Source organism: Pseudomonas sp. Marseille-QA0332, from assembly GCF_054950175.1.
The window spans coordinates 941,916-964,764 of record NZ_CM143106.1; the positions used below are offsets into that span (position 1 = coordinate 941,916).

At 65.6% G+C, this 22,849-nt stretch carries 20 protein-coding genes; 9 read left to right on the forward strand and 11 right to left on the reverse strand.

The annotated features are described in order from the left end of the window. Window positions 1-39: 39 nt before the first annotated feature. The 3 genes from ACY8GK_RS04665 to ACY8GK_RS04675 all read right to left on the reverse strand — a co-directional run bounded on the left by ACY8GK_RS04665 (window position 40) and on the right by ACY8GK_RS04675 (window position 2,238). Entirely contained in the window at window positions 40-585 is a 546-nt protein-coding gene (locus tag ACY8GK_RS04665; RefSeq protein ID WP_196174855.1) for a cupin domain-containing protein, read from the reverse strand. Between the two features lie 73 nt (window positions 586-658). After that, complete coding sequence (locus tag ACY8GK_RS04670; protein WP_196174854.1) at window positions 659-1,195, reverse strand: cytochrome b; 537 nt, start codon at window positions 1,193-1,195, stop codon at window positions 659-661. Further along, the gene (locus ACY8GK_RS04675) at window positions 1,192-2,238 is read right to left on the reverse strand and encodes a catalase family peroxidase (protein ID WP_196174853.1); all 1,047 of its coding nucleotides are present in this window, start codon (window positions 2,236-2,238) and stop codon (window positions 1,192-1,194) included. The genes ACY8GK_RS04670 and ACY8GK_RS04675 overlap by 4 nt, the downstream gene beginning before the upstream one ends. A 125-nt stretch (window positions 2,239-2,363) precedes the next feature. Between ACY8GK_RS04675 and ACY8GK_RS04680 the strand changes: the two genes are divergently transcribed. Together ACY8GK_RS04680 and ACY8GK_RS04685 are read left to right on the forward strand one after the other, a co-directional pair. Beyond that, window positions 2,364-2,885 (forward strand): sigma-70 family RNA polymerase sigma factor, encoded by a 522-nt coding sequence (locus ACY8GK_RS04680; protein ID WP_196174852.1) that lies wholly within the window; start codon window positions 2,364-2,366, stop codon window positions 2,883-2,885. Further along, window positions 2,882-3,634: an anti-sigma factor family protein gene (locus tag ACY8GK_RS04685; RefSeq protein WP_196174851.1), complete on the forward strand. Its 753-nt coding sequence runs from the start codon at window positions 2,882-2,884 to the stop codon at window positions 3,632-3,634. The genes ACY8GK_RS04680 and ACY8GK_RS04685 overlap by 4 nt, the downstream gene beginning before the upstream one ends. 115 nt (window positions 3,635-3,749) lie before the next feature. Here ACY8GK_RS04685 and xthA read toward each other — a convergent pair whose 3' ends face one another. Further along, window positions 3,750-4,562, reverse strand: coding sequence for an exodeoxyribonuclease III (xthA, locus tag ACY8GK_RS04690; RefSeq protein WP_196174850.1), 813 nt, complete (start codon window positions 4,560-4,562; stop codon window positions 3,750-3,752). Between the two features lie 151 nt (window positions 4,563-4,713). On the opposite strand from xthA, the gene ACY8GK_RS04695 reads away from it, so the two are divergent. From ACY8GK_RS04695 to ACY8GK_RS04705, 3 genes are read left to right on the forward strand one after another with little or no spacing between them, the layout of a single operon-like run. Further along, window positions 4,714-5,379 (forward strand): GNAT family N-acetyltransferase, encoded by a 666-nt coding sequence (locus ACY8GK_RS04695; RefSeq protein WP_196174849.1) that lies wholly within the window; start codon window positions 4,714-4,716, stop codon window positions 5,377-5,379. Between the two features lie 26 nt (window positions 5,380-5,405). Then, complete coding sequence (locus ACY8GK_RS04700) at window positions 5,406-7,145, forward strand: autotransporter assembly complex protein TamA (RefSeq protein ID WP_196174848.1); 1,740 nt, start codon at window positions 5,406-5,408, stop codon at window positions 7,143-7,145. Continuing rightward, complete coding sequence (locus ACY8GK_RS04705; protein ID WP_462402446.1) at window positions 7,142-10,822, forward strand: translocation/assembly module TamB domain-containing protein; 3,681 nt, start codon at window positions 7,142-7,144, stop codon at window positions 10,820-10,822. The genes ACY8GK_RS04700 and ACY8GK_RS04705 overlap by 4 nt, the downstream gene beginning before the upstream one ends. 100 nt (window positions 10,823-10,922) lie before the next feature. Here the strand turns inward: ACY8GK_RS04705 and ACY8GK_RS04710 are convergent, their stop codons facing one another. Next, complete coding sequence (locus ACY8GK_RS04710; protein ID WP_196174846.1) at window positions 10,923-11,312, reverse strand: transcriptional regulator; 390 nt, start codon at window positions 11,310-11,312, stop codon at window positions 10,923-10,925. A 363-nt stretch (window positions 11,313-11,675) separates the two neighbouring features. Between ACY8GK_RS04710 and ACY8GK_RS04715 the strand changes: the two genes are divergently transcribed. After that, entirely contained in the window at window positions 11,676-11,864 is a 189-nt protein-coding gene (locus ACY8GK_RS04715) for a hypothetical protein (RefSeq protein WP_196174845.1), read from the forward strand. A 65-nt stretch (window positions 11,865-11,929) separates the two neighbouring features. Here ACY8GK_RS04715 and ACY8GK_RS04720 read toward each other — a convergent pair whose 3' ends face one another. Continuing rightward, window positions 11,930-12,313 carry a Dor-1 like family protein gene (locus tag ACY8GK_RS04720; RefSeq protein ID WP_196174844.1) on the reverse strand — a complete coding sequence of 128 codons (384 nt, stop codon included), beginning with the start codon at window positions 12,311-12,313 and terminating at the stop codon, window positions 11,930-11,932. A 233-nt stretch (window positions 12,314-12,546) separates the two neighbouring features. Here ACY8GK_RS04720 and pvdQ point away from each other — a divergent pair, with 233 nt between their 5' ends. Further along, window positions 12,547-14,835: a bifunctional acylase PvdQ gene (pvdQ, locus tag ACY8GK_RS04725; protein ID WP_462402981.1), complete on the forward strand. Its 2,289-nt coding sequence runs from the start codon at window positions 12,547-12,549 to the stop codon at window positions 14,833-14,835. A gap of 9 nt (window positions 14,836-14,844) precedes the next feature. On the opposite strand, the gene ACY8GK_RS04730 is transcribed toward pvdQ, so the two are convergent. After that, on the reverse strand, window positions 14,845-15,567 hold the full coding sequence (locus tag ACY8GK_RS04730; RefSeq protein WP_462402447.1) for a UDP-2,3-diacylglucosamine diphosphatase: 723 nt from the start codon (window positions 15,565-15,567) through the stop codon (window positions 14,845-14,847). After that, the gene (locus ACY8GK_RS04735; RefSeq protein WP_196174842.1) at window positions 15,564-16,064 is read right to left on the reverse strand and encodes a peptidylprolyl isomerase; all 501 of its coding nucleotides are present in this window, start codon (window positions 16,062-16,064) and stop codon (window positions 15,564-15,566) included. Before ACY8GK_RS04735 ends, ACY8GK_RS04730 begins: the two co-directional genes overlap by 4 nt. A gap of 237 nt (window positions 16,065-16,301) precedes the next feature. Between ACY8GK_RS04735 and ACY8GK_RS04740 the strand changes: the two genes are divergently transcribed. Then, window positions 16,302-18,005: a glutamine--tRNA ligase/YqeY domain fusion protein gene (locus ACY8GK_RS04740; protein WP_196174841.1), complete on the forward strand. Its 1,704-nt coding sequence runs from the start codon at window positions 16,302-16,304 to the stop codon at window positions 18,003-18,005. A gap of 9 nt (window positions 18,006-18,014) precedes the next feature. After that, the gene (cysS, locus tag ACY8GK_RS04745; protein ID WP_196174840.1) at window positions 18,015-19,397 is read left to right on the forward strand and encodes a cysteine--tRNA ligase; all 1,383 of its coding nucleotides are present in this window, start codon (window positions 18,015-18,017) and stop codon (window positions 19,395-19,397) included. A 139-nt stretch (window positions 19,398-19,536) separates the two neighbouring features. Here cysS and ACY8GK_RS04750 read toward each other — a convergent pair whose 3' ends face one another. From ACY8GK_RS04750 to ACY8GK_RS04760, 3 genes are all read right to left on the reverse strand, one after another. Then, window positions 19,537-20,916, reverse strand: coding sequence for a sensor histidine kinase (locus ACY8GK_RS04750; RefSeq protein ID WP_196174839.1), 1,380 nt, complete (start codon window positions 20,914-20,916; stop codon window positions 19,537-19,539). Then, the gene (locus ACY8GK_RS04755; protein ID WP_196174838.1) at window positions 20,894-21,574 is read right to left on the reverse strand and encodes a response regulator transcription factor; all 681 of its coding nucleotides are present in this window, start codon (window positions 21,572-21,574) and stop codon (window positions 20,894-20,896) included. Before ACY8GK_RS04755 ends, ACY8GK_RS04750 begins: the two co-directional genes overlap by 23 nt. A 146-nt stretch (window positions 21,575-21,720) precedes the next feature. Next, entirely contained in the window at window positions 21,721-22,779 is a 1,059-nt protein-coding gene (locus ACY8GK_RS04760) for a branched-chain amino acid aminotransferase (protein ID WP_462402982.1), read from the reverse strand. Between the last annotated feature and the right edge of the window lie 70 nt (window positions 22,780-22,849).

The following is a 22,849-nucleotide window of genomic DNA, read 5'->3' on the forward strand; positions in this document are numbered from 1 at the left end:
CCTGGTCTTGCTGGCTAGACGACCATCGGGCGGTTTCGCTCAGAAGTTCGCTGGCGTGTTGGCGCTGATGATTTCCGCTTCGTCGGGGCCGATGTTCTTGAACGTGTGCGGCAAGGTGGTCGGAATGTAGTAGCCATCGCCGGAACTGAGCACGCTCACCTGGCCGTCGATCCACAACTCCACCGTGCCGCGGGTGACCAGGCCGCATTCCTCACCTTCGGCATGCACGATAGGCTCGCCCGAATCGGCGCCTGGCGCATACAGCTCGCGCAGCATGCGCATCTGCCGGCCCTCGACGCTGGCGCCCACCAGCAGCATGCGCAAGCCGTTGCGCCCCAGGTCGGGCTGTTCGCCAGCGCGGAACACGTAGCGTTCCTCGCGCGCGGGCTCGTCGAAGCTGAAGAACTCCGCCAGGGACATCGGAATGCCTTCGAGCAGTTTCTTGAGCGAGCTGACCGACGGGCTGACGCGGTTCTGCTCGATCTGCGAGATCGTCGAATTGGTCAACCCACTGCGGCGGGCCAGTTCTCGTTGGGAAAGGTTGTTGCGTTCACGCACCAGCTTGAGTCGTGTCCCCGTGTCCATAGCCGCCTTTGATGAGGTGTCGAAATGATGGGCGACGCATTAAAGCACACTCTGCCTGGCAGCGCTGTGCTTGTCAGGCGCGCGGGCGCCGCGACCGCGCTGGCCACATGCTGCGCCAGACGCCGTCACGGCGTACCAGGGCATGCAGCAGCGCCGCCCCCAGGTGCACCAGCACGCTGGCCAGCAGCAGGTAGCCGGCCCAGCCATGCGCCTGGCGCAGCACGGCATAGGCGCGCAGGTCGTGCGCAACGATCGCTGGCAGTTGCAGCGGGCGCGGATAGCCGCCGGCCGAGAGCATGGCCCAGCCCAGCAGTGGCATGCCCAGCATCAGCCCATAGAGCAGCAGGTGCGAGGCCCCCGCGGCCATGCGCTGGAGCCTTGGCAGGTCGGGCGGCAGCGTTGGGTGTGGCAAGCTCAGGCGCAGGCCGATGCGCACCAGCGCCAGCACCAGCAACGCCAGGCCCGTCGCCTTGTGCAATTCGATGAGCACCCGGTGGCGGGGCGAAAGGTCGCCCACCATGCTCACGCCGATGAACAGCATGGCGATGATCAGGATCGCCATCAGCCAGTGCAGGAGCCGCGCCATGGGATGGAAGATGGCTGGTTTCATGGTTGCACTCCCATGTCGAGCGACTCGCGGCTGCGACGGTTGAAGGATTCGGAGTAGGCGGCTGAACGCGCGGCAAGGATCGGATCGGCGCTCGGTTCGATACCACTGGGCAGGATCGAGGGGTCGAAGTTCAGGTCGCGACAGGCGCCTTGCTCGGCGGCATCGACCCGTTCGATCACCAGCGTGCCAGCATCGACGCGACGTCGTTGCGCAGGCCACGGGCGGGCTGGGTCGTCCACCGCGTCGCCGGGCTCGGCCAGCACCAGGCGCAGTGTCCAGCGCAGCGGCGCCTGGGCCAGGCGCCATGCCAGGTCGTGCTGGAGGAACTGCTTGTCATCGACCTGGCTCGGCAAGGCGGCGAAGGCGGCCCGGGGTTCAAGCTGCCAGCGCACCGGATGGGCGGTACCGTTGGCATCGATCAGGCGAAAAGCGTTGATGCTGTGGTACTGGGTGCTGGCGAAGCTGTCGCTGGGCTGATGGCTTGCCGCCCACTGGCGAAACGCCGCGCTTTCCGGATGCGCGGCATAGAACGCCTGAAGTTTCGACGGGTCTGGCTTGCCAGTGCTGGGGTCCGGCGCCGCCGCCAGCACCTGATCGTAGAAGCCCTGCGGCGTGCTGACGGCCAGTACCGGCGGGTTGTTCATGCCAGTGCGCCAGACCTGGCCGTCGTCGCTGCGCAGCTCGATGGCCAGACTGCGTACGGGCACACTGGTGTCCGGCGCGGACGGGTTGGCTCCGCCGATGGCGAAGCGGCCGATCACCGGGACCCGCGCCTGGCTGAATACCCGGGCGCTCGACAGCGTGGCGGCCTGGCCGCTGGACTGGAAGTAGCCACTGACACACAGGCCCTTGGCGTGGTTCTTGCGATAGCCAGGGTGATGGCCGGCCTGGGCTTCGAAGGTATCGATGATGCGCTGGGGCGTCAGGCGTGGCTTGCCGAGCCAGCCTGCCGCATAGGCGAAGCCGGCGCCCAGCGCCAGCATCACCGCGCCTATGCCAGCCAGGCGCAGCGCCTTGGCGCTGCCTTGCACGGGTGAATTCATGTCAACGTCCGCTTCTGTAGAGGTGCCGGTACGACGAAGCAGGACAAGACTTATTCCCTGGGGGGAATAGATTTCCTCGCCAGGCGTCAAGCCATAAACTGGAAACCCTTGCCCGGTACCTGACCATGCATGACCTGGACGAACAACAATGGCGTGAGCTACTGCAACGCCTGCGCCGCTTTGCCTTGTGGTTGACCCGTGAAACCGGCGGCGCCGACGACCTGGTGCAGGCCACCGTCGAACGCGCCTTGAGCCGCAGCACTCAGCAGCAGGACCCCGAGACGTTGCGGGCCTGGTTGTTCACCATCCTCTATCGGCTGTTTCTCGATGGTAAGCGCCGCGAGCGCCTGCATGGGCGCTGGCTATCCTGGTTTGGCCGGGGCGAGGCGGGTGCTTCGGCGGTTGGCGACAATACCGAGGACATCGTGTTCGCCCAGGCTGACCTGCAAGCCTTCGCCCGCTTGCCGACCGAACAGCGAGCCCTGCTGTTGCTGGTCAGCGTCGAAGGCCTGAGCTACAAGCAGACGGCCGAGGCCCTGCGGATACCCATTGGTACGGTGATGTCGCGCTTGTCCCGGGCGCGCGCTGCCTTGCGTGAACTGACCGAAGGCAACCCCAGGCCTGCGGCCTTGCGGAGACTCAAATGACACGCCTGATCCCGAGCGAACACGAGCTGCATGCCTACATCGATGAGCGCCTGGCGCCCGCTCGGCGCGCCGAGGTGCAAGCCTGGCTGGCCGCCAACCCCGAGCAAGCGGCCAAGGTCGAGGCCTGGCGCGACGATGCCCGACGCCTGCGCGCGGCACTGGCCGGGTTCGGTGATCAGCCAGGGGCCGTGCACCTGGACCTGCGACAGGTGCGGCGACGCATGCGCCAGCGCAGGCAGCAGCGCCTGTCCTGGGTGGCGGGTCTGCTGCTGGCGTTGGGCCTGGGCGGGGTCGGGGGCTGGCAGGCGCGGCAGGTGACCCTGGCGGGCGGCGACCTGCCCATGGCCGATGCGGTCCAGGCGCATCGATTGTTTGCCGACAGCCAGGCCCTGGACATACAGGCCAGTGATCCGGCGCAATTGCGTGACTGGCTGGGCCGGCATTTCGACCGTGTCGGACAGCTGCCGGACCTGGCCGGCTACGGTTTCCAGCCAGTCGGGGCGCGCCTGCTGAGCAACGAGCAGGGCCCAGCGGCACTGCTGGTGTTCCAGGATCGCGCTGGCCAGCGTATCAGCCTGTTCCTGCGTTCACCGGGCGAGCACTATGCGCGCATGCCACGAGGACAGCGGGTGGACGGGCAGTTGCAGGCACGCTATTGGTCGCACGGGGCTTACAACTTCGCCTTGGTCAGCGCCGCGCACGACGCGCGCGGCGCGAGCGTGGGCGAGGCGTTGCGCCTGGGGCTGTAGGCGACAGGCGCGCCGCTGTCGCGAGCGCCAGTGCCAGGATCCAGCGGTACGGCCACCGTGGCCGAGCGGGGGCTGCTGCGGCCCTTGCGGGCCGTGTTACGGACAGAGCGCGAACTCAGTGCAGTTCCAACCAGATCGGCGCATGGTCGGAAGGCTTTTCCATGGCGCGCAACTCGTAGTCCACGTCCGCTGCCTTGATTCGCGGCAGCAGGCCGTTGGATGCCAGGATCAGGTCGATGCGCAGGCCGCGCTTGGGCTCGTCCTCGAAGCCACGGCTTCGGTAGTCGAACCAGCTGAAGCGATCATTCACCTCGGGATGCAGGTAGCGGAAGCTGTCGGTCAGCCCCCAGCCCTTGAGGCGTGCCAGCCACTGGCGCTCCTCGGGAAGGAAGCTGCACTTGCCGGTCTTGAGCCAGCGTCGAGCGTTGTCCGGGCCGATACCGATATCGCAGTCTTCGGGCGAGATGTTCAGGTCGCCCATGACGACCAGCGGCTCGCTGGCCTCGAACCGATCTTCCAGCAAGACCTGCAGATCATGGTAGAAGCGTTGCTTGGCCGGGAACTTGGTCGGGTGGTCACGGCTTTCGCCCTGCGGGAAGTAACCGTTCATGATGGTTACCGGCTGGCCGTCGGCGTCGGCGAACGTCCCCCAGATGAAGCGGCGCTGGGCATCTTCCTCGTCGCTGGCGAACCCCTTGTGCAGGGCCAGCGGCGCCTGGCGCGAGAGCAGGGCGACACCGTAGTGGCCTTTCTGTCCATGGAAATGCACGTGATAGCCCAGCGCTTGCACATCGGCCAGTGGAAACTGCTCGTCGCTCACCTTGGTTTCCTGCAGGCCGATGACGTCTGGCTGGTGCTTCTCGATCAGCGCGGCCAACTGGTGCGGTCGGGCGCGCAGGCCGTTGATGTTGAACGAGACGATCTTCATGGTGCGGCAATCCTGCTGAAAAAGCCGCGATGCTAGCTGACATCGCCGGTCGCCACCAGCTTGGTACCATCATTGCGTGCCAGGCGCTGAACGATTGTTCGCCGGCGAGCCTCCAAGCGATGCCACCGCCACTGCCAGGAGACCCGTTGCCATGCCCGAAGCCACCGCCGCACCTGTGCGTATCTGTCTGCTCGACAAGGGCTACCGGCGCGAGACCCGCATGCTGCTCTACCAAGCCTATCGCCAGGAGCCGACCATGGCCCATCTGCTCGAGCGTCAGCGGCCTGGCTTCGAGCGCCGCCTGCGGGTTCTGGTGCGCGAGCGCGTGCGTCAGCACTTCTACCTGCAGTTGCCGGCCATCGGCCTGCTGGTCGAGGATCGCTTGGTGGGCGCGGCGCTGATCGTGCCGCCGCAGCGGCGGCTGGAGGTCACCGACAGCTGGGTCTGGCGCCTGCGCATGGTTCTGGGCGTGGGTACCCGCTGCACCCGACGCTATCTCGATTACGAGCTGGCCTTGGCGGGTTGCCTGGCGACACCGCAGGTGCATCGCCTGCCGCTGCTTGGCGTCGATCCGCTTTACCAGGGCCAGCACCATGGCGAACGGTTGTTGCAGGCGGTGCATGACTGGTGCGCCGAGGACGAGGGCTCCAGTGGCGTGGTACTGGGCACCGCCAATCCGAATTATCTGGCGTTCTGCGAACACCAAGGCTATGAGGAAATTGGCGAGATCGTCATGGGGCCGATCCGCGAGCGGGTGTTCTTCCATGCGGCGCCCGGCCCTGCTGCCATGACGCCTGGCGCAACAGGCTTCCCCTGACATCCAGCTCTGGTAGCATGCGCGGCATGACGTATACAGGAAAGTTTCTCTGGGGCCTGGCGCTGCTGGCCACCAGTATCGCAGCGAGTGCCCAGGACCAGTTGCAGGTCACGGTCAAGCCGGCCAACAAGGCGCTCAGAACCAATGTCGAAGGCTATATCGGCAGTCTTGGCGAGCGTGACGAGCAGGCCCTGCTGCGCTTTAGTCGTGGCGCCGAGGAGCAGGCGCGCAAGGCCGCCCAGGCGCTGGGCTATTACCAGGCCCGGATCGACAGCGAGGTCGTGCCGGCGGCGGCCGGACAACCGCCACGCCTGGTCATCCGCATCGAGCCTGGCGAGCCGGTGCACCTGCGCAACGTGGATATCAGGATCGAAGGGCCGGCCAGCGAGCTGGCGCGTTTCCGGGTGCCTGATGGCCCCGCGCTGCGTCCTGGCGCGGTACTCAACCACGGCAACTACGAAGATGCCAAGCGGGTGATCCAGAACCAGGCTTCGCGCTACGGGTTCTTTTCCGGCCGCTTCAGTCGCCAGCGCCTGGCCGTCGACCCCCAGGCCGGGGTCGCTGACATCGAGCTGGTCTACCAGAGCGGGGCGCGCTATCGGCTCGGTGCCGTGTCCTTCGCTGGCGATACGCCGCTCGACCAGGACCTGCTGCAGCGCATGGTCTCGTTCAAGCCCGGGACACCGTACGACTCGGAACTGATCGCCGAGCTGAACAACGATTTGCAGTCCAGCGGATACTTCGAAGGCGTGCGGGTCGATGCCGCACCCACCGCCGCGGTCGGCGAACAGGTGCCGGTGACGGTCGCGCTCGAGACCCGCAAGCCGCGTACCCTCGGCCTGGGTCTTGGCTACTCGACCGACGTCGGCCCGCGCGGCAAGGCCAACTGGACGCGCCACTGGGTCAATCCGCAGGGCCACAGCTATGGCTGGGAAACCGAGCTCTCGGCACCGCGGCAGAACGTCGGCCTGTGGTACGACATCCCGCTCGACCCGCCCTTGACCGACAAGCTGCGGTTCGCCGGCGGCTACCAGAACGAAGAGATCGCCGGAACCGATACGCTCAGCAAGCTGCTGACTGTCGGCCCGGAGTGGCACAGCAAGCTGCCCAGCGGCTGGCAACGGGTGATCTCGCTTAAGTACCAGCGCGAAGAGTACCGTCTTGGCGACGATTCGGGCTTGAGCAACCTGCTCATGCCGGGCGTGAGCTATTCCTATCTGCGCAGCGACAACCGCATCGACCCGCATCACGGCTACCGCCTGCAGTTCCAGGTGCGTGCGGCCAAGGAGGGCCTGTTGTCCGATACCAACCTGCTGCATGCCGACGTACTGGCCAAGGGCCTGACGACGGTTGCCGAACGCCATCGCCTGCTTGGTCGGGTGCAGTTCGGCGGCAGCGCCACCAACGGCTACAAGCACAACATCCCGCCATCCTTGCGTTTCTTCGCCGGTGGCGACCAGAGCGTGCGTGGCTACGACTACCAGACGCTGTCGCCAGAGAACAGCGACGGCGACCGTATTGGCGGGCGTTACATGGTCGCCGCCAGCGCTGAATACCAGTATTCACTCACCGATAAGTGGCGCATAGCCACCTTCGTTGACCAAGGCAACGCCTTCAACGATCTGGAGCTGCCCAGCCTCAAGACCGGAGTCGGCGTCGGGGTGCGCTGGGTATCGCCAGTCGGGCCGCTGCGCCTGGATCTTGCGCGGGCGCTGGACGACGATGGCGGGTTCCGTTTGCATTTTTCCATGGGGCCTGAACTGTGAGGCGTGTGTACAAGACCGTTCTGCTGGTCCTGCTGGCAGTGTTGCTGCTCATCGTCCTAGCCCTGGGCCTGGTGCTGGGTACCCAGGCCGGTAGTCGATGGGCGCTGGGCCTGGTGCCGGGTGTCGAGGTCAGCGACTTCCAGGGACGTCTGGCTGGGCGCTGGCAGGCGAGTCATCTGCGTTGGGCGCAGGGGCAGAGCGAGGTGCAATTGCAGGCGCCGGTGCTGGCCTGGTCGCCGTCATGCCTGCTGCGCGCGACCTTGTGCATCGAGCGGCTGGAGGCCGAGCGCATCGACATGGCGTTCGCGCCAGGCGAAGCCGATCCTGACAGCGGGCCTTTGCAACTGCCCCAACTGAACCTGCCCCTGGACATCGAGCTGGGCGAGCTGCAGGTCGGCCAGCTTCGGCTCGATGGAAGCGATCTGCTGGGCGACCTGCAGCTGGCCGCCCATTGGACGCCCGAGGGCCTGCGCATCGATCGCCTGGCCTTGCAGCGCGACGACCTGCGCCTGCACCTGCAGGGGCTGGTGCAACCCCATGACGACTGGCCGCTGCAAGCCAGCGGTCAGGTGCGGCTGCCTGCGGTGGACGGACGGGACTGGCAACTGCAAGTGCAAGTCGACGGCGAGTTGCAAAAGAGCCTGACGGTGCAGGCTGACAGCAGTGGTTATCTGGACGGCCGACTCAGCGGCCAGGTCCAGGCGCTGGCCGAGCACATGCCGGCATCGCTGAAACTCCGTGCCGATGCCTTCAAGCCGAGTGGCGCACTGCCCGACACGCTGGCGCTGAACCAGCTGGAACTCAATGCCGACGGTGACCTGCGCGAAGGCTTTCAGCTCAGCGGCTCCGCTTCGCTGCCGGCCGAACAGGGAGCGATTGCGCTGGCGCTGCTCGGCAAGGTCGATACCAAGGGCGCCACGCTCTCGGCACTGGATCTGGTCGCCGGTGAGAACCAGCGGCTCAAGCTGCAGGCTACCGCGAACTGGCAGCAGGGGATGGTCGCCAACGCCAGTATCGACTGGCTGGATTTTCCCTGGTTGCGTCTTTATCCATTGGAACAAGCGCCACAGGTCAGCCTGCACCGCTTCGTCGGCCAGGTGGACTACCGCGACGGCCGGTACCAAGGGCAGTTCAAGGGCGAGTTCGATGGCCCTGCCGGTGCTTTCAGCCTGGCTGGCCCCTTCGCTGGCGACCTGACGCAGGTTCGCTTGCCGGAGCTGGCGTTGGTGGCCGGGCAGGGCAGGGCGGCGGGAAGCGTCGCCGTGCGTTTCGCCGACACCCTGGCCTGGGATGTCGACCTGCAATTGTCGGCGCTCGATCCCGCCTACTGGCTGGCCGAGCTGCCTGGCAACCTGGCCGGGCCGCTGCGCAGCAAGGGCGAGAAGAACGGCGATCAGCTCAGCCTCGAGGCGCAGCTCGATCTCAAGGGGCGCCTGCGCGGGCAGCCGGCGCAGCTCGGCGTCCAGGCCATGGGGGCCGGCCAGCGTTGGAGCGTCGGCAAGCTCGTGGTGCAGCTGGGGGACAACCGCATCAACGGTAGCGGCAGTCTTGACCAGCGCCTGGCAGGGCGTTTCGATATCAAGCTGCCGCGGCTTGGCCAGCTCTGGCCGCGGCTGCAAGGCCAGGCCAATGGCCGCCTGGATCTGGCCGGGACCCTGGACGCTCCGCAGGGCAATCTGACCCTGCACGGGCAGCAACTGGCCCAGGCGGAAAATCGCGTACAGCGCCTTGATCTGCGCGCCAGGCTCGACGCAGCCCAGCGCGCCACGCTCAGCCTGAACGCCAACGGCATACGCGCCGGCGACACCGCGCTGGGCAACCTGGCGGTCAATGGCCAGGGCGATCTTGCCCAGCAAGCGGTGCAGATCGGCCTCGATGGGCCACAGCTCAAGCTCGCCCTGGGCGTCGACGGCAAGCTCGAGCAAGGCAACTGGCGTGGTCGACTGGCCAGCGGCAGGATCGAGACTGGCGGCCAGAACTGGACGCTGCAAGCACCGGCACGCGTGCAACGTCTGGCCAGCGGCCAGCTCGATCTCGGCGCGCATTGCTGGCGTTCCGGCCAGGCCAGCCTGTGCGGGGACGACCAGCGCCTGGCGCCGCAACCGCGGCTGCGCATGCACCTGAAACAGTTTCCGCTCCAAAGCCTGGCCCAATGGCTGCCGCGTGACTTTGCCTGGCAGGGACGCCTCGATGCCGATCTGGATGTGGATATTCCGGCCAGCGGACCGAAGGGGACCGTCCGGGTCGATGCCAGTGGCGGCACGCTGCGTGTGCGTGACAAAGCGCGTGAACAGTGGCTCGACTTTCCCTACCAGACCCTGCGCCTGGCCAGCACCTTGGCGCCGCGGCAGATCGATACCCGGCTGGACTTCGTCGGCGCCCGTCTGGGCGAGTTGAACCTGGAGGCGCGCCTCGACCCGCTGGGCAAGGACAAGCCGTTGTCGGGCAGCTTCAGCCTGGCCGGGCTCGACCTGGCGGTTGCCCGGCCGTTCCTGCCGATGGTCGAAGTGCTTGCCGGCCAGTTGAATGGCAGCGGCCGCCTGTCGGGGACCTTGCTCGCGCCACAGGTCAACGGCAGCCTGGCCTTGACTGGCGGGCAGGTCAGCGGTGCCGAGCTGCCGGTGAGCCTGGAGGGGCTGACGCTGCAGGCCGCGATCGCTGGCGAACAGGTCCGGCTCAAGGGCGATTGGCGCAGCGGCCAGGGCGGCCAGGGGCAGCTCGATGGCAGCCTGACCTGGGGCCAGGCATTGTCGATGGACCTGCGCCTGCAGGGTCAGCGCCTACCGGTGACGGTCGAGCCTTATGCGACCCTGGAGGCCGCTCCGGACCTGAACATCCGCCTGCTTGGCGACAAGCTTGCGGTCACCGGCAAGATCCAGGTGCCCAAGGGCGCCATCAGCGTGCGGGAGCTGCCACCGTCCACGGTCAAGGTGTCGGAAGATACCGTCATCGTCGGCCACCAGACCGAGGAGGGCACGCCGCCGATGGCCGTGGCCATGGACATCGACGTGGAAGTGGGTCGCGAGCGATTGTCCTTCAGCGGCTTCGGCCTGACCGCCAACCTGCTCGGCCATGTCCATGTCGGCGACAACCTCGATACCCGCGGCGAGCTGAGCCTGGCCGACGGACGCTACCGCGCCTACGGACAACGCCTGACCATCCGCCGCGCCCGCCTGCTGTTCGCCGGCCCGCTCGACCAACCCTACCTGGACATCGAAGCCATTCGCCAGGTCGATGAAGTGACGGCCGGCATTCGTCTGAGCGGCAGCGCCGAGCAACCTGTCTCGGAAGTCTTTTCCGAACCTGCCATGAGCCAGGAGCAGGCGTTGTCTTACCTGGTGCTCGGTCGTCCGCTCGGTGCCTCGGGGGAAGACAACAACATGCTGGCGCAGGCGGCGCTTGGCCTTGGGCTCGCCGGCAGCGCGGGCATCACCAGCAAGCTCGCCACCGGGTTGGGCATCGAGGATTTCCAGCTCGATACCGAGGGCAGCGGCGACAGCACCAGCGTAGTGGCCAGCGGCAACCTGACCGAGCGCCTGAGCTTGCGCTACGGTGTCGGCGTGTTCGAGCCAGCCAATACCATCGCCCTGCGCTACAAGCTGAGCAAGAAGGTCTATGTGGAGGCGGCCAGCGGTATCGCCAGCTCGCTGGACATCTTCTACAAGCGGGACTTCTAGCGCGGCAAGCTACAAGCAAGAGCGGTCCGTATCGAAGGTAAGTGCGTGGAATGCATTCACTGCCGTGACGCTGCACTGCCTGTAGCTTGTGGCTTGAGGATCAAAGCGCTGGGCGTGGTGGGGCTTCCTGCCTGCGGATGTTGCCGATCTGGCGCAGGCTCAGGCCGTACCGGTCAGCCAGCAACGCGCGCGACTGACCGCAGGCACTTTCCTGCTGGATCCTCAGGTTGCGCAGCTGGCGCAGAAAATGGTCGGACTTGGGCACCTCCAGAGCCATGCCGGCGAAGCGTTTTATCAGCGCGTCCAGGGCATCTGGAGGCAGCACCTCGACCAGCCTGGTGCGGTCGCGGTGCTTGGGGATGTACTTCGGTCGTCCGCCGTAGGCACAGGTCAGCCGGTAGGCGTTCTCGATCCCTATGCACTCGATCAGTGCTTGCAGGGAGAGTGGCAGTTGGGCGACATCGATGAGCTTGAGGTCCTGCAGGTCCATGGGTAGATCTCCTTAGGCACGGTTGGCGTCGGCGCTTGAAAGTCCACGACAAGCATCCGGTCATGACGCCCCGGCGTCCGGGGCGGTCTGACCTGATTCTCGGGTAGCGCAATTGCGCTCGCTAGGCGCCAATCGAACCCAGCCTTGTAGCCTATGGTGGTCAGCCGTTGCAGGCAGCGAGAGGCCTTGTCGTAGGAAACGCCTTCGCAAATGGTGTCCAGGGGGCGGGTTTCCTGGCTGGCCTGCCGCAGGGGGCTCCCAGGTCACCACCCCCCAATACTCAAGCTCGAAGCGTGCGACCGGCAGCCTGAGGCTTGCCGATGCGGTATGCTTCGCGGCCGAACCAAGCGACAGGAAACCCCCATGACACACATGCAGCGCCTGAAGTATTCGATCCTGATCATCCTGGTGATGTTCGCCATCATGTTCGGTCTGTCCCATCTGCAGAAGCAGGGCACGATCAGCGAACAGACCTTCCAGTACATCGCCATCGCCGTGGCGGTGGTCGTGGTGGTGATCAACGGGGTCCTGCGGCGCAAGGTCAAGCGCTGACCGAGACCGCCAGCCAGGCTGCGGCGGCGCTGCCTGGCTGGCATCACTCCAGCCGGCGGGCTGGCCTATCCGATCGAGCGCGGACAGCTCTGCCCGAGAATGCGCCGGGCCTGGGGGGCGAGGGTATAGCACTTGTCACTGCCGAGGACGATCACGCCTTCGGCGCACAAGCGCTTGAGCACTTCCCGCACGCTCAGGAACGACAATGGACTGTCCAGCCGCGTGAGTTGGGCATGCATGCCTCGTACACCGATGGCGCGTCCTTCGAGGTGGGCGTCGTGCAGCGCATCGATGATCTTCAGCCTGATCAGGCTGGTGCGCAGGCCGTAGACCCGCAGCAGCTCCCGAATCTGCTCGTTGCCGATGCGTTCGGACGCTTCGCTGTGATGCTTGTCGGGGCTGTGGCCGGGCGGTGATCCTGCCGGTGCGGCCGATTGCGGGTTGTACATGCGAACACTCCTTTTCGTGATGGTGCGAATTCCTGGTTCCCTTGACTACCCAGACGAACGGGAACATGAAAACTGCAGTGCAAGACCAGAAAAAACTGCTTTGATCTCTAGGACGCACCTGAACGCCCGATCCCCTCGAAATGACCCTGCGTGCGTTTCGGCTGGACGGGGCGCCCCCCAGACTCGCAGGAGTAGCCGTGATCAACCCTATCCGTCCTCTGGCTCCGCTGGCCATGACCGTCGCGCTGGCCATGACCGTCGCGCTGGCCGCACAGGCGCGCGAAGCGCCCAGCGAGGCGTCCGCGCAGATCCGCCGCACCAGTTTCGGCGTGCCGCATATCCAGGCCAGTGACGAGCGTGGCCTCGGTTATGGGGTCGGTTATGCCTATGCCCAGGACAACCTGTGCCTGCTGGCCAACGAGCTGCTGACCGTCAATGGTCAGCGCTCACGCTATCTGGGCGCCGATGGCAGGACGTTAGAGCAACGCAGCAACCTGGACAGCGATCTGTTCTTTACCTGGTTCAATACGCCCGAGGCGGTAGCCGCCTTCTGGCAGGCGCAGCCAGCGCACATCCAGGCGCTGCTGCAAGGCTATGCCAGCGGCTACAACCGAGCCCTGGGCGAGCGCAGGGCCGCAGGGCTACCGGCCGAGTGCGGCGATGGCCAATGGCTGCGCGCGATCACCGAAGCGGACCTGGTGCGGCTGACGCGCCGGCTGCTGATCGAAGGCGGCGTCGGGCAGTTCGCCGAGGCGGTGGTGGCGGCGCGACCGCCAGAGGCTTCGGCGCGGCTGCCGTACTTGCCCGGCGACCTGCTTGCGGCACGCCAGGCACGTTTCGCCCTGGACCGGGGCAGCAATGCCGTGGCCATCGGCGGGCAGCGGTCGGTCAATGGCAAAGGGCTGCTGCTGGCCAACCCGCATTTCCCCTGGATGGGGGGGCTGCGCTTCTACCAGATGCACTTGACCATTCCCGGTCGGCTCGACGTCATGGGCGCTGCGCTGCCGGGTCTGCCGCTGGTGAATGTCGGCTTCAACCAGCACCTGGCCTGGACCCACACGGTCGATACCGCGCATCACTTCACCTTCTACCGGCTGCAGCTCGACCCGAAGGACCCGACACGCTATGTGCTCGACGGCAAGTCACTGCCCATGACCCGCCAGACGGTCAGCGTCACCATCAAAGACAAGGATGGCCGGCTGCGCCAGGTGCAGCGCTCGATCCATGCGTCAGCGTTCGGCCCCGTGGTGCAATGGCCCGGCCGCCTTGACTGGGATGCCCGGCATGCCTACAGCCTGCGCGATGCCAACTTGGACAACACCCGCGTGCTGCAACAGTGGTATGCGATCAATCATGCCGACAGCCTGGCGGCCCTGAAACGCTCGGTAGAACAGATCCAGGGCGTGCCTTGGGTCAACACCCTGGCCGTCGGCGCGGGCCAGGAGGCACTCTACCTGAACCAGTCGGTGATTCCCTACGTCGACCAGGCGTTGCTGGCGCAGTGCAGCGACCCAGCGAGCGCTGCGCTGCGCAGGGTAGTGCTGGACGGCTCGCGCCAGGCATGTCGATGGAAGTCCGATCCGCGGGCGGCTCAGCCTGGCATCTTCCCGGCATACTTGCTGCCGAGCCTGGAACGCCGTGACTTCGTGCACAACGCCAATGACTCGGCCTGGCTGACCAACCCGGCCCAGCCATTGACCGGGTTCTCACCCGTGGTCAGCCGCCAGGACGAACCGTTGGGCCTGCGGGCCCGCTTCGCCTTGCAGCGTCTGCTGGCGCAGGAGCAGGTCGGCCCGGCGGATCTGCGAGCGATGGTGATGGATGACCAGGTGCACCTGGCCAGCCTGGTGCTACCCGACCTGCTGCAATGGTGCAAGGGTGTCCAGGCCGACCTGAAGCCGCTGTGCACCAGTCTGCGCGCCTGGGATGGCAAGGCCGGGCTGGCGAGCAATGCAGCAGGCCTGCTGCACTTCCAGCAGATGCTTGAAGCCCTGCAGGCCCACCCTGGGGCGTGGCGCGTAGCCTTCGACCCGGCCGATCCGGTGCATACCCCGCGTGGCCTGGCGATCGATCGGGCGCAGGTGCGCCAGGGACTGCGTCAGGCCGGCCTCGCCGCGCAGAAGCAGGTGGCCGACAGCGGTGTGCCAAGCGATGCCACCTGGGGCCAGGTCCAGCAGGCGATGGACGGCACGCCGGTTCCTGGCGGACCGCAGGCGCTGGGGGTCTACAATGCAATCCGCAGTGTACCGCGCCGGCCTGGAAAACGACTGGTGGTCAGCGGCACCAGCTACCTGCAGGTGGTCAGCTTCACCGACCACGGGCCACAGGCCCAAGGGCTGCTGGCGTTCTCCTTGTCCAGCGAAGCGGCCTCGCGCCACGCCAGCGACCAGACCCGCGCGTTCGCCGCTGGACAGTGGCACCCGATGCCGTTCACCGAGGCGCAGATCGAGGCCGATCCGCAGCTGCGGCGGTATGTGATCAGCGAGCGCGACCAGGCCGTGCTGGCGATCGGCGAACTGTGAGTCGGTTCGTCAGGTGAACGCGAATGGCGCGAGCTGGAAGCCCTGGTCGTCGATCTGCAGGGCCCAGCCTTGACGGTCCCAGTCGCCCAGCACGATGCGCCGGGCGGGCTCGCCGTCGACGGTCAGCTTGTGGATCGCGGGACGGTGGGTGTGGCCATGGACCAGGGTGCGCACGCCATGATCGGCCATCACCTTGGGCACTTCCTCGGGCGTGACATCGACGATGTCGGTTGCCTTCATGCGCGTCTGCGTGCGGCTTTCGCTGCGTAGCTTGCGTGCCAGGCGCTGGCGCAGGCCCAGGGGCAGATGCCGCAGCGCCCACAAGGTCAGCGGGTTGCGCAGCACGCGGCGCAGCTTCATGTAGCCGACGTCACGGGTGCAAAGGGTGTCGCCATGCATCAGCAGCACCGGCTCGCCGCCGAGCTCGATGACGCAGGGGTCGGCCAGCAAGGTGCAGCCAGCGCCCTCGCAAAAGGTCTGACCCAGCAGGAAATCGCGATTGCCATGCATCAGGTAGACGGCGGTGCCATGGTTGGCAAGCGCGCGCAGGGCGTCGCGGATCGATCGCTGGAAGGGCGTCATGGCGTCGTCGCCGATCCACGTTTCAAAGAAGTCGCCGAGGATATAGAGTGCACTGGCATGCCGCGCGCGGCCCTGCAGCAGATCGAGGAACGCCCGGGTGATGTCCGGGCGTTCCTCTTGCAAGTGCAGATCGGAGATCAGCAGTATCACTCAATGATCTCGGCTTTCTCGATGACCACGTCGTCCTTCGGCACGTCCTGATGGCCGGCGTTGGAACCGGTGGCGACCTTCTCGATGGCATCGACCACTTCGCGGCCTTCGATCACTTCGCCGAACACGGCATAGCCCCAGCCCTGCACGTTCTTGCCGCTGTGGTTGAGGAAATCATTGTCGGAGGCGTTGATGAAGAACTGTGCCGAGGCCGAGTGCGGCTCCATGGTGCGGGCCATGGCGATGCTGTACTTCTTGTTCTTCAGACCGTTGTCGGCTTCGTTCTGAATGCTCGCGCGGGTTTTCTTCTGGCTCATGCCCGGCTCGAAACCGCCGCCCTGGATCATGAAGCCCTTGATCACGCGGTGGAACACGGTCCCGTCGTAGTGACCTTCCTTGACGTACTGGACGAAGTTGTCGACGGTCTGCGGGGCTTTCTCGGCATCCAGTTGCAGGACGATATCGCCGTGGTTGGTGCTCAGTTTGACTTTGGACATACCTGGATTCGCTCTTTCAAGGCTTGGGTGAAATAGGGTGCGCTGGTGGGCGTACCCAGACCTGACGCACTGTCGGACCGCGACGACACAATGTCGGTGCCGGTTATTTTGCATGGCGCGCGATAAAACGCGCCAGTTTGTCGGTGCCTGACTGTCGGCGACTTGACTGCATCGGCTATGATAAGCCCTTTGATTCAGTCGGCCCACCGGGCCGTTTACCCGTCTTCAAGGATCCAAATGAGCAAGCCCACTGCCGACAACGCTTCCATTGCCGCTGCCAAAGGTGCTCCTGCCGTCCCTGCGAATTTCCTGCGGCCGATCGTCCAGGCCGACCTGGACTCGGGCCGGCATACCCGCATCGTCACCCGCTTTCCGCCGGAGCCCAACGGCTACCTGCACATCGGTCACGCCAAGTCGATCTGCGTGAACTTTGGCCTGGCCCAGGAATTCGGCGGTGCCTGTCACCTGCGTTTCGATGACACCAACCCGGCCAAGGAAGATCAGGAGTACATCGATGCCATCCAGAGCGACGTCAGGTGGCTGGGCTTCGAGTGGGCCGGCGAGGTGCGCTACGCCTCCAGCTACTTCGACCAGCTGCACGCGTGGGCAGTGGAGCTGATCAAGCGCGGCAAGGCCTATGTATGCGACCTCACGCCCGAGCAGGCCAAGGCCTACCGGGGCAGCCTGACCGAGCCGGGCAAGGACAGTCCGTTCCGCGAGCGCGGCGTCGAAGAGAACCTGGACCTGTTCGCCCGCATGAAGGCAGGCGAGTTCAAGGACGGTGAGCGCGTGCTGCGGGCGAAGATCGACATGGCCTCGCCGAACATGAACCTGCGCGACCCGATCCTCTACCGCATCCGCCATGCCCATCACCACCAGACCGGTGACAAATGGTGCATCTACCCCAACTACGACTTCACCCATGGCCAGTCGGATGCCATCGAGGGCATCACCCACTCGATCTGCACCCTGGAGTTCGAAGGGCACCGCCCACTGTACGACTGGTTCCTGGACAACCTGCCGGTCCCGGCCAGGCCCCGTCAGTATGAATTCAGCCGGCTGAACCTGAACTACACGATCACTTCCAAGCGCAAGCTCAAGCAACTGGTGGACGAGGGCCATGTGCAGGGTTGGGACGACCCGCGCATGTCGACCCTGTCGGGCTTCCGGCGTCGCGGCTATACCCCGGCCTCGATCCGCAACTTCTGCGAAATGATCGGCACCAACCGCTCCGATGGCGTGGTGGACATGTCGATGCTCGAGTTCAGCATCCGTGACGATCTCGACCGCAATGCGCCGCGCGCCATGTGCGTGCTGCGCCCGTTGAAGGTGGTGATCACCAACTATCCCGAAGGGCAGGTCGAGCAGCTCGAGCTGCCGCGTCACCCCAAGGAAGACATGGGCGTACGGGCGTTGCCGTTCTCCCGCGAGCTGTACATCGATCGCGACGACTTCATGGAACAGCCGCCCAAGGGCTACAAGCGCCTGGAACCCAACGGCGAGGTGCGCCTGCGCGGCAGCTACGTGATCCGTGCCGACGAGGCGATCAGGGATGCCGATGGCAACATCGTCGAGCTGCGCTGCTCGTACGATCCGCAGACCCTGGGCAAGAACCCCGAAGGACGCAAGGTCAAGGGCGTGATCCACTGGGTGCCGGCCGCGGGCAGCGTCGAATGCGAGGTGCGTCTGTACGACCGCCTGTTCCGCTCGCCGAACCCCGAGAAGACCGAAGAGGGCAGCAGCTTCCTGGACAACATCAACCCCGAGTCGCTGCACGTGCTGACGGGCTGCCGCGCCGAGCCTTCGCTGGCCCAGGCACAGCCGGAAGACCGCTTCCAGTTCGAGCGCGAAGGCTACTTCTGCGTCGACCTGAAGGACAGCCAGCCGGGCCGCCCGGTGTTCAACCGCACCGTCACCCTGCGTGACTCCTGGGGCAGCTGAGGAACCTTCGTGCTTACCATCTACAACACCCTGACCAAGACCAAGGAAGTCTTCACGCCGCTCGACGGCAACAAGGTTCGCATGTACGTCTGCGGCATGACCGTCTACGACTACTGCCACCTCGGCCACGGGCGCAGCATGGTGGCGTTCGACCTGGCGACGCGCTGGTTGCGCAAGAGCGGCTACGACCTGACCTACGTGCGCAACATCACCGACATCGACGACAAGATCATCCACCGCGCCAACGAGAACGGCGAGCGCTTCGACGCGCTGACCGCGCGCATGATCGACGCGATGCACGAGGACGAGCGACGTCTGAACATCCTGCCGCCGGACCAGGAGCCACGCGCAACCGACCATATCCCCGGCATGCACGCGATGATCCAGACGCTGATCGACAAGGGCTATGCCTACGCGCCAGGCAATGGCGACGTGTACTATCGGGTCGGCAAGTTCGTCGGCTACGGCAAGCTGTCACGGCGCCGGATCGAAGACCTGCGCATCGGCGCGCGCATCGAGGTGGACGAGGCCAAGCAGGATCCGTTGGACTTCGTGCTGTGGAAGGGCGCCAAGCCGGGCGAGCCGAGCTGGGATTCGCCGTGGGGGCCGGGACGTCCCGGCTGGCATATCGAATGTTCGGTGATGTCCACCTGCTGCCTGGGAGAGAGCTTCGATATCCACGGCGGCGGCAGTGACCTGGAATTCCCGCATCACGAGAACGAGATCGCCCAGAGCGAGGCCGCAACCGGCAAGCCCTACGCCAAGGCGTGGATGCACTGCGGGATGATTCGCATCAACGGCGAGAAGATGTCCAAGTCGCTGAACAACTTCTTCACCATCCGCGACGTGCTCGACAAGTATCATCCGGAGGTCGTGCGTTATCTGCTGGTGGCCAGCCACTACCGCAGCGCGATCAACTACTCCGAAGACAGCCTGCGTGACGCCAAGGGCGCGCTGGAGCGTTTCTACCATGCGTTGCGTGGCCTGCCGCGAGTGGCTGCCGAAGGGGGCGAGGCCTTCGTGGAGCGTTTCGCCGCGGCGATGGATGACGATTTCGGCACGCCCGAGGCTTGCGCTGTGCTGTTCGACCTGGTCCGCGAGATCAACCGGCTGCGCGACAGCGATTCCCAAGCGGCCGCGGGCCTTGCGGGACGCCTGCGCGAGTTGGGGGATGTGCTGGGAGTATTGCAGCTGGACGCCGATGAGTTCTTGCGCGCCGGGGCCGAAGGCAAGGTCGATGCGGCCGAGATCGAGGCACTGATCCAGGCGCGTCTGCAAGCGCGTGTCGATAAGAACTGGAGCGAATCGGATCGTATCCGTGACCAGTTGACCGCCATGGGCGTGGTGCTGGAGGACAGCAAGGGCGGAACGACCTGGCGTCTGGCGCAGTAGGAGCCGCCACCGGGCCGCCGGACCAGCCTCGACGGGCATTCCCACGGTTCGGTGGCCGTTTTTGCAGCACTATCGGTGGAGTGCCTGTTGAGGCGACCCTCCAGACTGGGCTGGCCAAGGACGGCTGGTCCAGGCCCGCTCAGCCCAACGGACAGCGCAACGTCAGCTTGGCTCCGCCCAGTTCGCTGGCGCCGACATCAAGTTCGAAGCCATGCAGGTCGACGATCGCCGCGACGATCGACAGGCCCAGCCCGAAACCAGGATGGCGATGGCCTTCCTCGCTACGGTAGAACCGCTTCAGCACCGCCTGGCGCTCGCTTTCCGGTATGCCTGGCCCGCTGTCCTCGACCGCGATCGCCAGGGCCTTGCCGTCGATCTTCGCCTCGATACGTACCTGGCCGCCTTCTGGCGTGAACTTGATCGCGTTGCCCACCAGGTTCGCCAGCGCCTCGAACAGCAACTCGCGATCGCCGTGCAGCGCCGGTAATCTCTGCGTGCCGGCCAGGTCCAGCCTGATACCGCCATCCTCGGCCAGCGGCAGATAGAAATCGTGCAGCTCGAGCAGCAACTCCGCCGGGTCGAGTTCGACGAACCCGGCACGGCGCCGTCGGTCCTCCAGTTCGCTGATGCGCAACAACCCGCGAAATCGTGCCATCAGCGTATCGGTCTCGCTAATCGCCTGGTCCAGCGCCTGGGCTTCGGGCCAGTCGTCGCTGTTCTGCTGGCGAATCCGATAGAGCTGGGCGCGCAGGCGGGTCAGCGGTGTACGCAAGTCGTGCGCGATGTTGTCACAGACGCCCTTGACTTCGTGCATCAGCCGCTCGATGCGATCGAGCATGGCGTTGACGATGGCCGCGAGCATGTCCAGCTCGTCACGTCGGGACGACAAGGGCAGGCGATGGGTCAGGTCACCGGCAACGATCAGCTCGGCGCTGGCCTGCACCGCGCGGATACGCTTGAGCGGGCGTCGGCGCAGCAGGTACCAGCCAGCGAAACCGGGAATCAACGTCAGCGAGATGCCCCAGAGCAGGGCGTGCAGGATGATGCGGGTGACCACGAACAGGGATCCGTTGTCGCGCACCAGTACCAGCCAGCGTCCATCCTGGACCTGGATCGCCACGGCATCGCAGCTGTCGCGTGGCAGGTGCGGGTCATCGGCGTCCAGGCAACGCTGGAGCTCATGGATCCGGCCGTCGAGCTGCAGCCCGGGCGGGATCGCGCGTATCGGTCCGGCGACCGGGCCGAGGTGGGCATCGAACAGCCCGTAGGCGTCGAAACTGCGTTGCTCGAACGCCTGGCTGGCGACCAGCGCGTCGTCGAGCTGCTTGCCGGACATGTGTGCGAACAGATGCTGGCGCTGCAGCATCGAGTGCCGGGTCAGCTTGTTCAGGTAACTGGAAACCTCGAGGTACAGCACACCCATGAGGATGCTGCTCCAGGCCACGAACAGGAAGCTGTAGAGTGCCAGCAGCCGGCTGGTCGAAGAGCTCCAGCCTTTAGACGGGTTCGGCAATAGCATAGCCGGAGCCCCGCACGGTACGGATCAGCGGTGGTTGCCCCGCTGCGTCGATCTTCTTGCGCAGACGGCCGATATGGACGTCGATCAGGTTGGTGCCCGGATCGAAGTGATACCCCCAGACTTCCTCGAAGATCATCATCCGGGTGATCACCTGGCCAGCGTGGCGCATCAGGTATTCAAGCAGCTTGTACTCGGTGGGCAGCAGGTTGAGGGGCTGCTCGCCGCGCCGCGCCTCATGGGTGATCAGGTCCAGCTCGAGGTCGGCGACCTGCAGGCGGGTCTGGGTCGTCGGTACGCTGTTGCGTCGCAGCAGGACCTCGACCCGGGCGGCCATTTCGTCGGAGGCGAACGGCTTGGTCAGGTAGTCATCGCCGCCGGCGCGCAGGCCGCGCACGCGCTCGTCGACGTCGGACAAGGCACTGATCATCAGGATCGGTGTGGCGATCTTCAGATTGCGCAAGGTGGTGACGATGGTCAGCCCGTCGACCTCGGGCAACATCCGGTCTAGGGTGATCAGGTCGTAGCCGCCGGCGATGGCCTTGGCCAGGCCTTCGCGCCCATTGTCGGCCCAATCGACTTCCAGGCCATGGCTGGACAGCTCGGCGACGATCTCCTGGGCGGTGATGGCGTCATCTTCGATGGTCAGTACGCGGGACATGCGGGTTCCTGGGCGATAGGGGAGGAAATGATTGTGCCAAAGAATGGACAGCGCCCAGTTTAAGAAAAATTCATCTCCGCGACGGAGGAAGGCATGGCCAGAGCGCCGGGCGATCGTTCATCGCCCGGCCTGGAGCAGTTTCCGTATCAGCCGACCTTGACGATCCAGCCAGCCGGTGCCTCGACGTCACCGCTCTGGATGCCGGTCAGCTCGGCGTAGAGCTTGCGGGTGACCGGGCCGACTTCTTCGAGGTCGTGGAACACATGCAGCGACCCGTTGTGCTCGATGCCGCCGATCGGCGTGATGACGGCAGCCGTGCCGCAGGCACCGGCCTCGATGAAGCGGTCCAGCTGGTCGATCCGCACGTCGCCTTCGATCACTTTCAGGCCAAGGCGCGACTCGGCCAGCTCCATCAGCGACAGGCGCGTGATGCCTGGCAGCACGGAGGCGGACTTGGGCGTGACGAATTCGTTGTCCTGGGTGATGCCGAAGAAGTTGGCCGAGCCGACTTCCTCGATCTTGCTATGGGTCAGCGGATCGAGGTAGATGGCATCGGCGAAGCTGCGCTGCTTGGCCTCGGCGCCCGGCAGCAGGCTAGCTGCATAGTTGCCGCCAACCTTGGCGGCACCGGTGCCTTGCGGCGCGGCGCGGTCGAAGCCGGAAATCACGAAGTTGTGCGGCTTCATGCCGCCCTTGAAGTACGAGCCAACCGGGATGGCGAAGACCGAGAAGATGAACTCCGGCGCGGTCCGCACGCCAATGTTGTCGCCCACGCCAATGACGAACGGACGCAGGTAGAGGGCGCCTTTGCCATACGGCGGGATGAAGCGGTCATTGGCCTTGACCACCTGCTTGCATGCCTCGATGAACACCTCGGTCGGCACCTGCGGCATCAGCAGGCGGGCGCAGCTGCGCTGCATGCGCGCGGCGTTCTGGTCCGGGCGGAACAGGTTCACCGAACCGTCCTTGCAACGGTAGGCCTTCAGGCCCTCGAAACACTGCTGGCCGTAGTGCAGGGCGGTCGAGCCTTCGCTGATGTGCAGCGTGTTGTCCTCGGTCAGGACGCCCTGGTCCCATTCACCGTTGCGCCATACGGACAGGTAGCGCTTGTCGGTCTTGATGTAGTCGAAGCCTAGCTTGTCCCAGTTGATGCTCTCGTTGCTCATGACGCCCTCGGTTGTCTTGCAGCTTTCCTGATTGGTCAGGCAGCCTTTGTTTGCGCACTCGGCAACGATAATACATCCGCGGTAGGAACGGAAACGTCTTGCCACGAAT

What these genes read in the sequence shown, in the direction of transcription:
- ACY8GK_RS04665 (WP_196174855.1), bottom strand. Translation starts at nt 585, where the DNA reads ATGGACACGGGGACACGACTCAAGCTGGTGCGTGAACGCAACAACCTT.
- ACY8GK_RS04670 (WP_196174854.1), bottom strand. Translation starts at nt 1,195, where the DNA reads ATGAAACCAGCCATCTTCCATCCCATGGCGCGGCTCCTGCACTGGCTG.
- ACY8GK_RS04675 (WP_196174853.1), bottom strand. Translation starts at nt 2,238, where the DNA reads ATGAATTCACCCGTGCAAGGCAGCGCCAAGGCGCTGCGCCTGGCTGGC.
- ACY8GK_RS04680 (WP_196174852.1), top strand. Translation starts at nt 2,364, where the DNA reads ATGCATGACCTGGACGAACAACAATGGCGTGAGCTACTGCAACGCCTG.
- ACY8GK_RS04685 (WP_196174851.1), top strand. Translation starts at nt 2,882, where the DNA reads ATGACACGCCTGATCCCGAGCGAACACGAGCTGCATGCCTACATCGAT.
- xthA (WP_196174850.1), bottom strand. Translation starts at nt 4,562, where the DNA reads ATGAAGATCGTCTCGTTCAACATCAACGGCCTGCGCGCCCGACCGCAC.
- ACY8GK_RS04695 (WP_196174849.1), top strand. Translation starts at nt 4,714, where the DNA reads ATGCCCGAAGCCACCGCCGCACCTGTGCGTATCTGTCTGCTCGACAAG.
- ACY8GK_RS04700 (WP_196174848.1), top strand. Translation starts at nt 5,406, where the DNA reads ATGACGTATACAGGAAAGTTTCTCTGGGGCCTGGCGCTGCTGGCCACC.
- ACY8GK_RS04710 (WP_196174846.1), bottom strand. Translation starts at nt 11,312, where the DNA reads ATGGACCTGCAGGACCTCAAGCTCATCGATGTCGCCCAACTGCCACTC.
- ACY8GK_RS04715 (WP_196174845.1), top strand. Translation starts at nt 11,676, where the DNA reads ATGACACACATGCAGCGCCTGAAGTATTCGATCCTGATCATCCTGGTG.
- ACY8GK_RS04720 (WP_196174844.1), bottom strand. Translation starts at nt 12,313, where the DNA reads ATGTACAACCCGCAATCGGCCGCACCGGCAGGATCACCGCCCGGCCAC.
- pvdQ (WP_462402981.1), top strand. Translation starts at nt 12,547, where the DNA reads ATGACCGTCGCGCTGGCCATGACCGTCGCGCTGGCCGCACAGGCGCGC.
- ACY8GK_RS04735 (WP_196174842.1), bottom strand. Translation starts at nt 16,064, where the DNA reads ATGTCCAAAGTCAAACTGAGCACCAACCACGGCGATATCGTCCTGCAA.
- ACY8GK_RS04740 (WP_196174841.1), top strand. Translation starts at nt 16,302, where the DNA reads ATGAGCAAGCCCACTGCCGACAACGCTTCCATTGCCGCTGCCAAAGGT.
- ACY8GK_RS04750 (WP_196174839.1), bottom strand. Translation starts at nt 20,916, where the DNA reads ATGCTATTGCCGAACCCGTCTAAAGGCTGGAGCTCTTCGACCAGCCGG.
- ACY8GK_RS04755 (WP_196174838.1), bottom strand. Translation starts at nt 21,574, where the DNA reads ATGTCCCGCGTACTGACCATCGAAGATGACGCCATCACCGCCCAGGAG.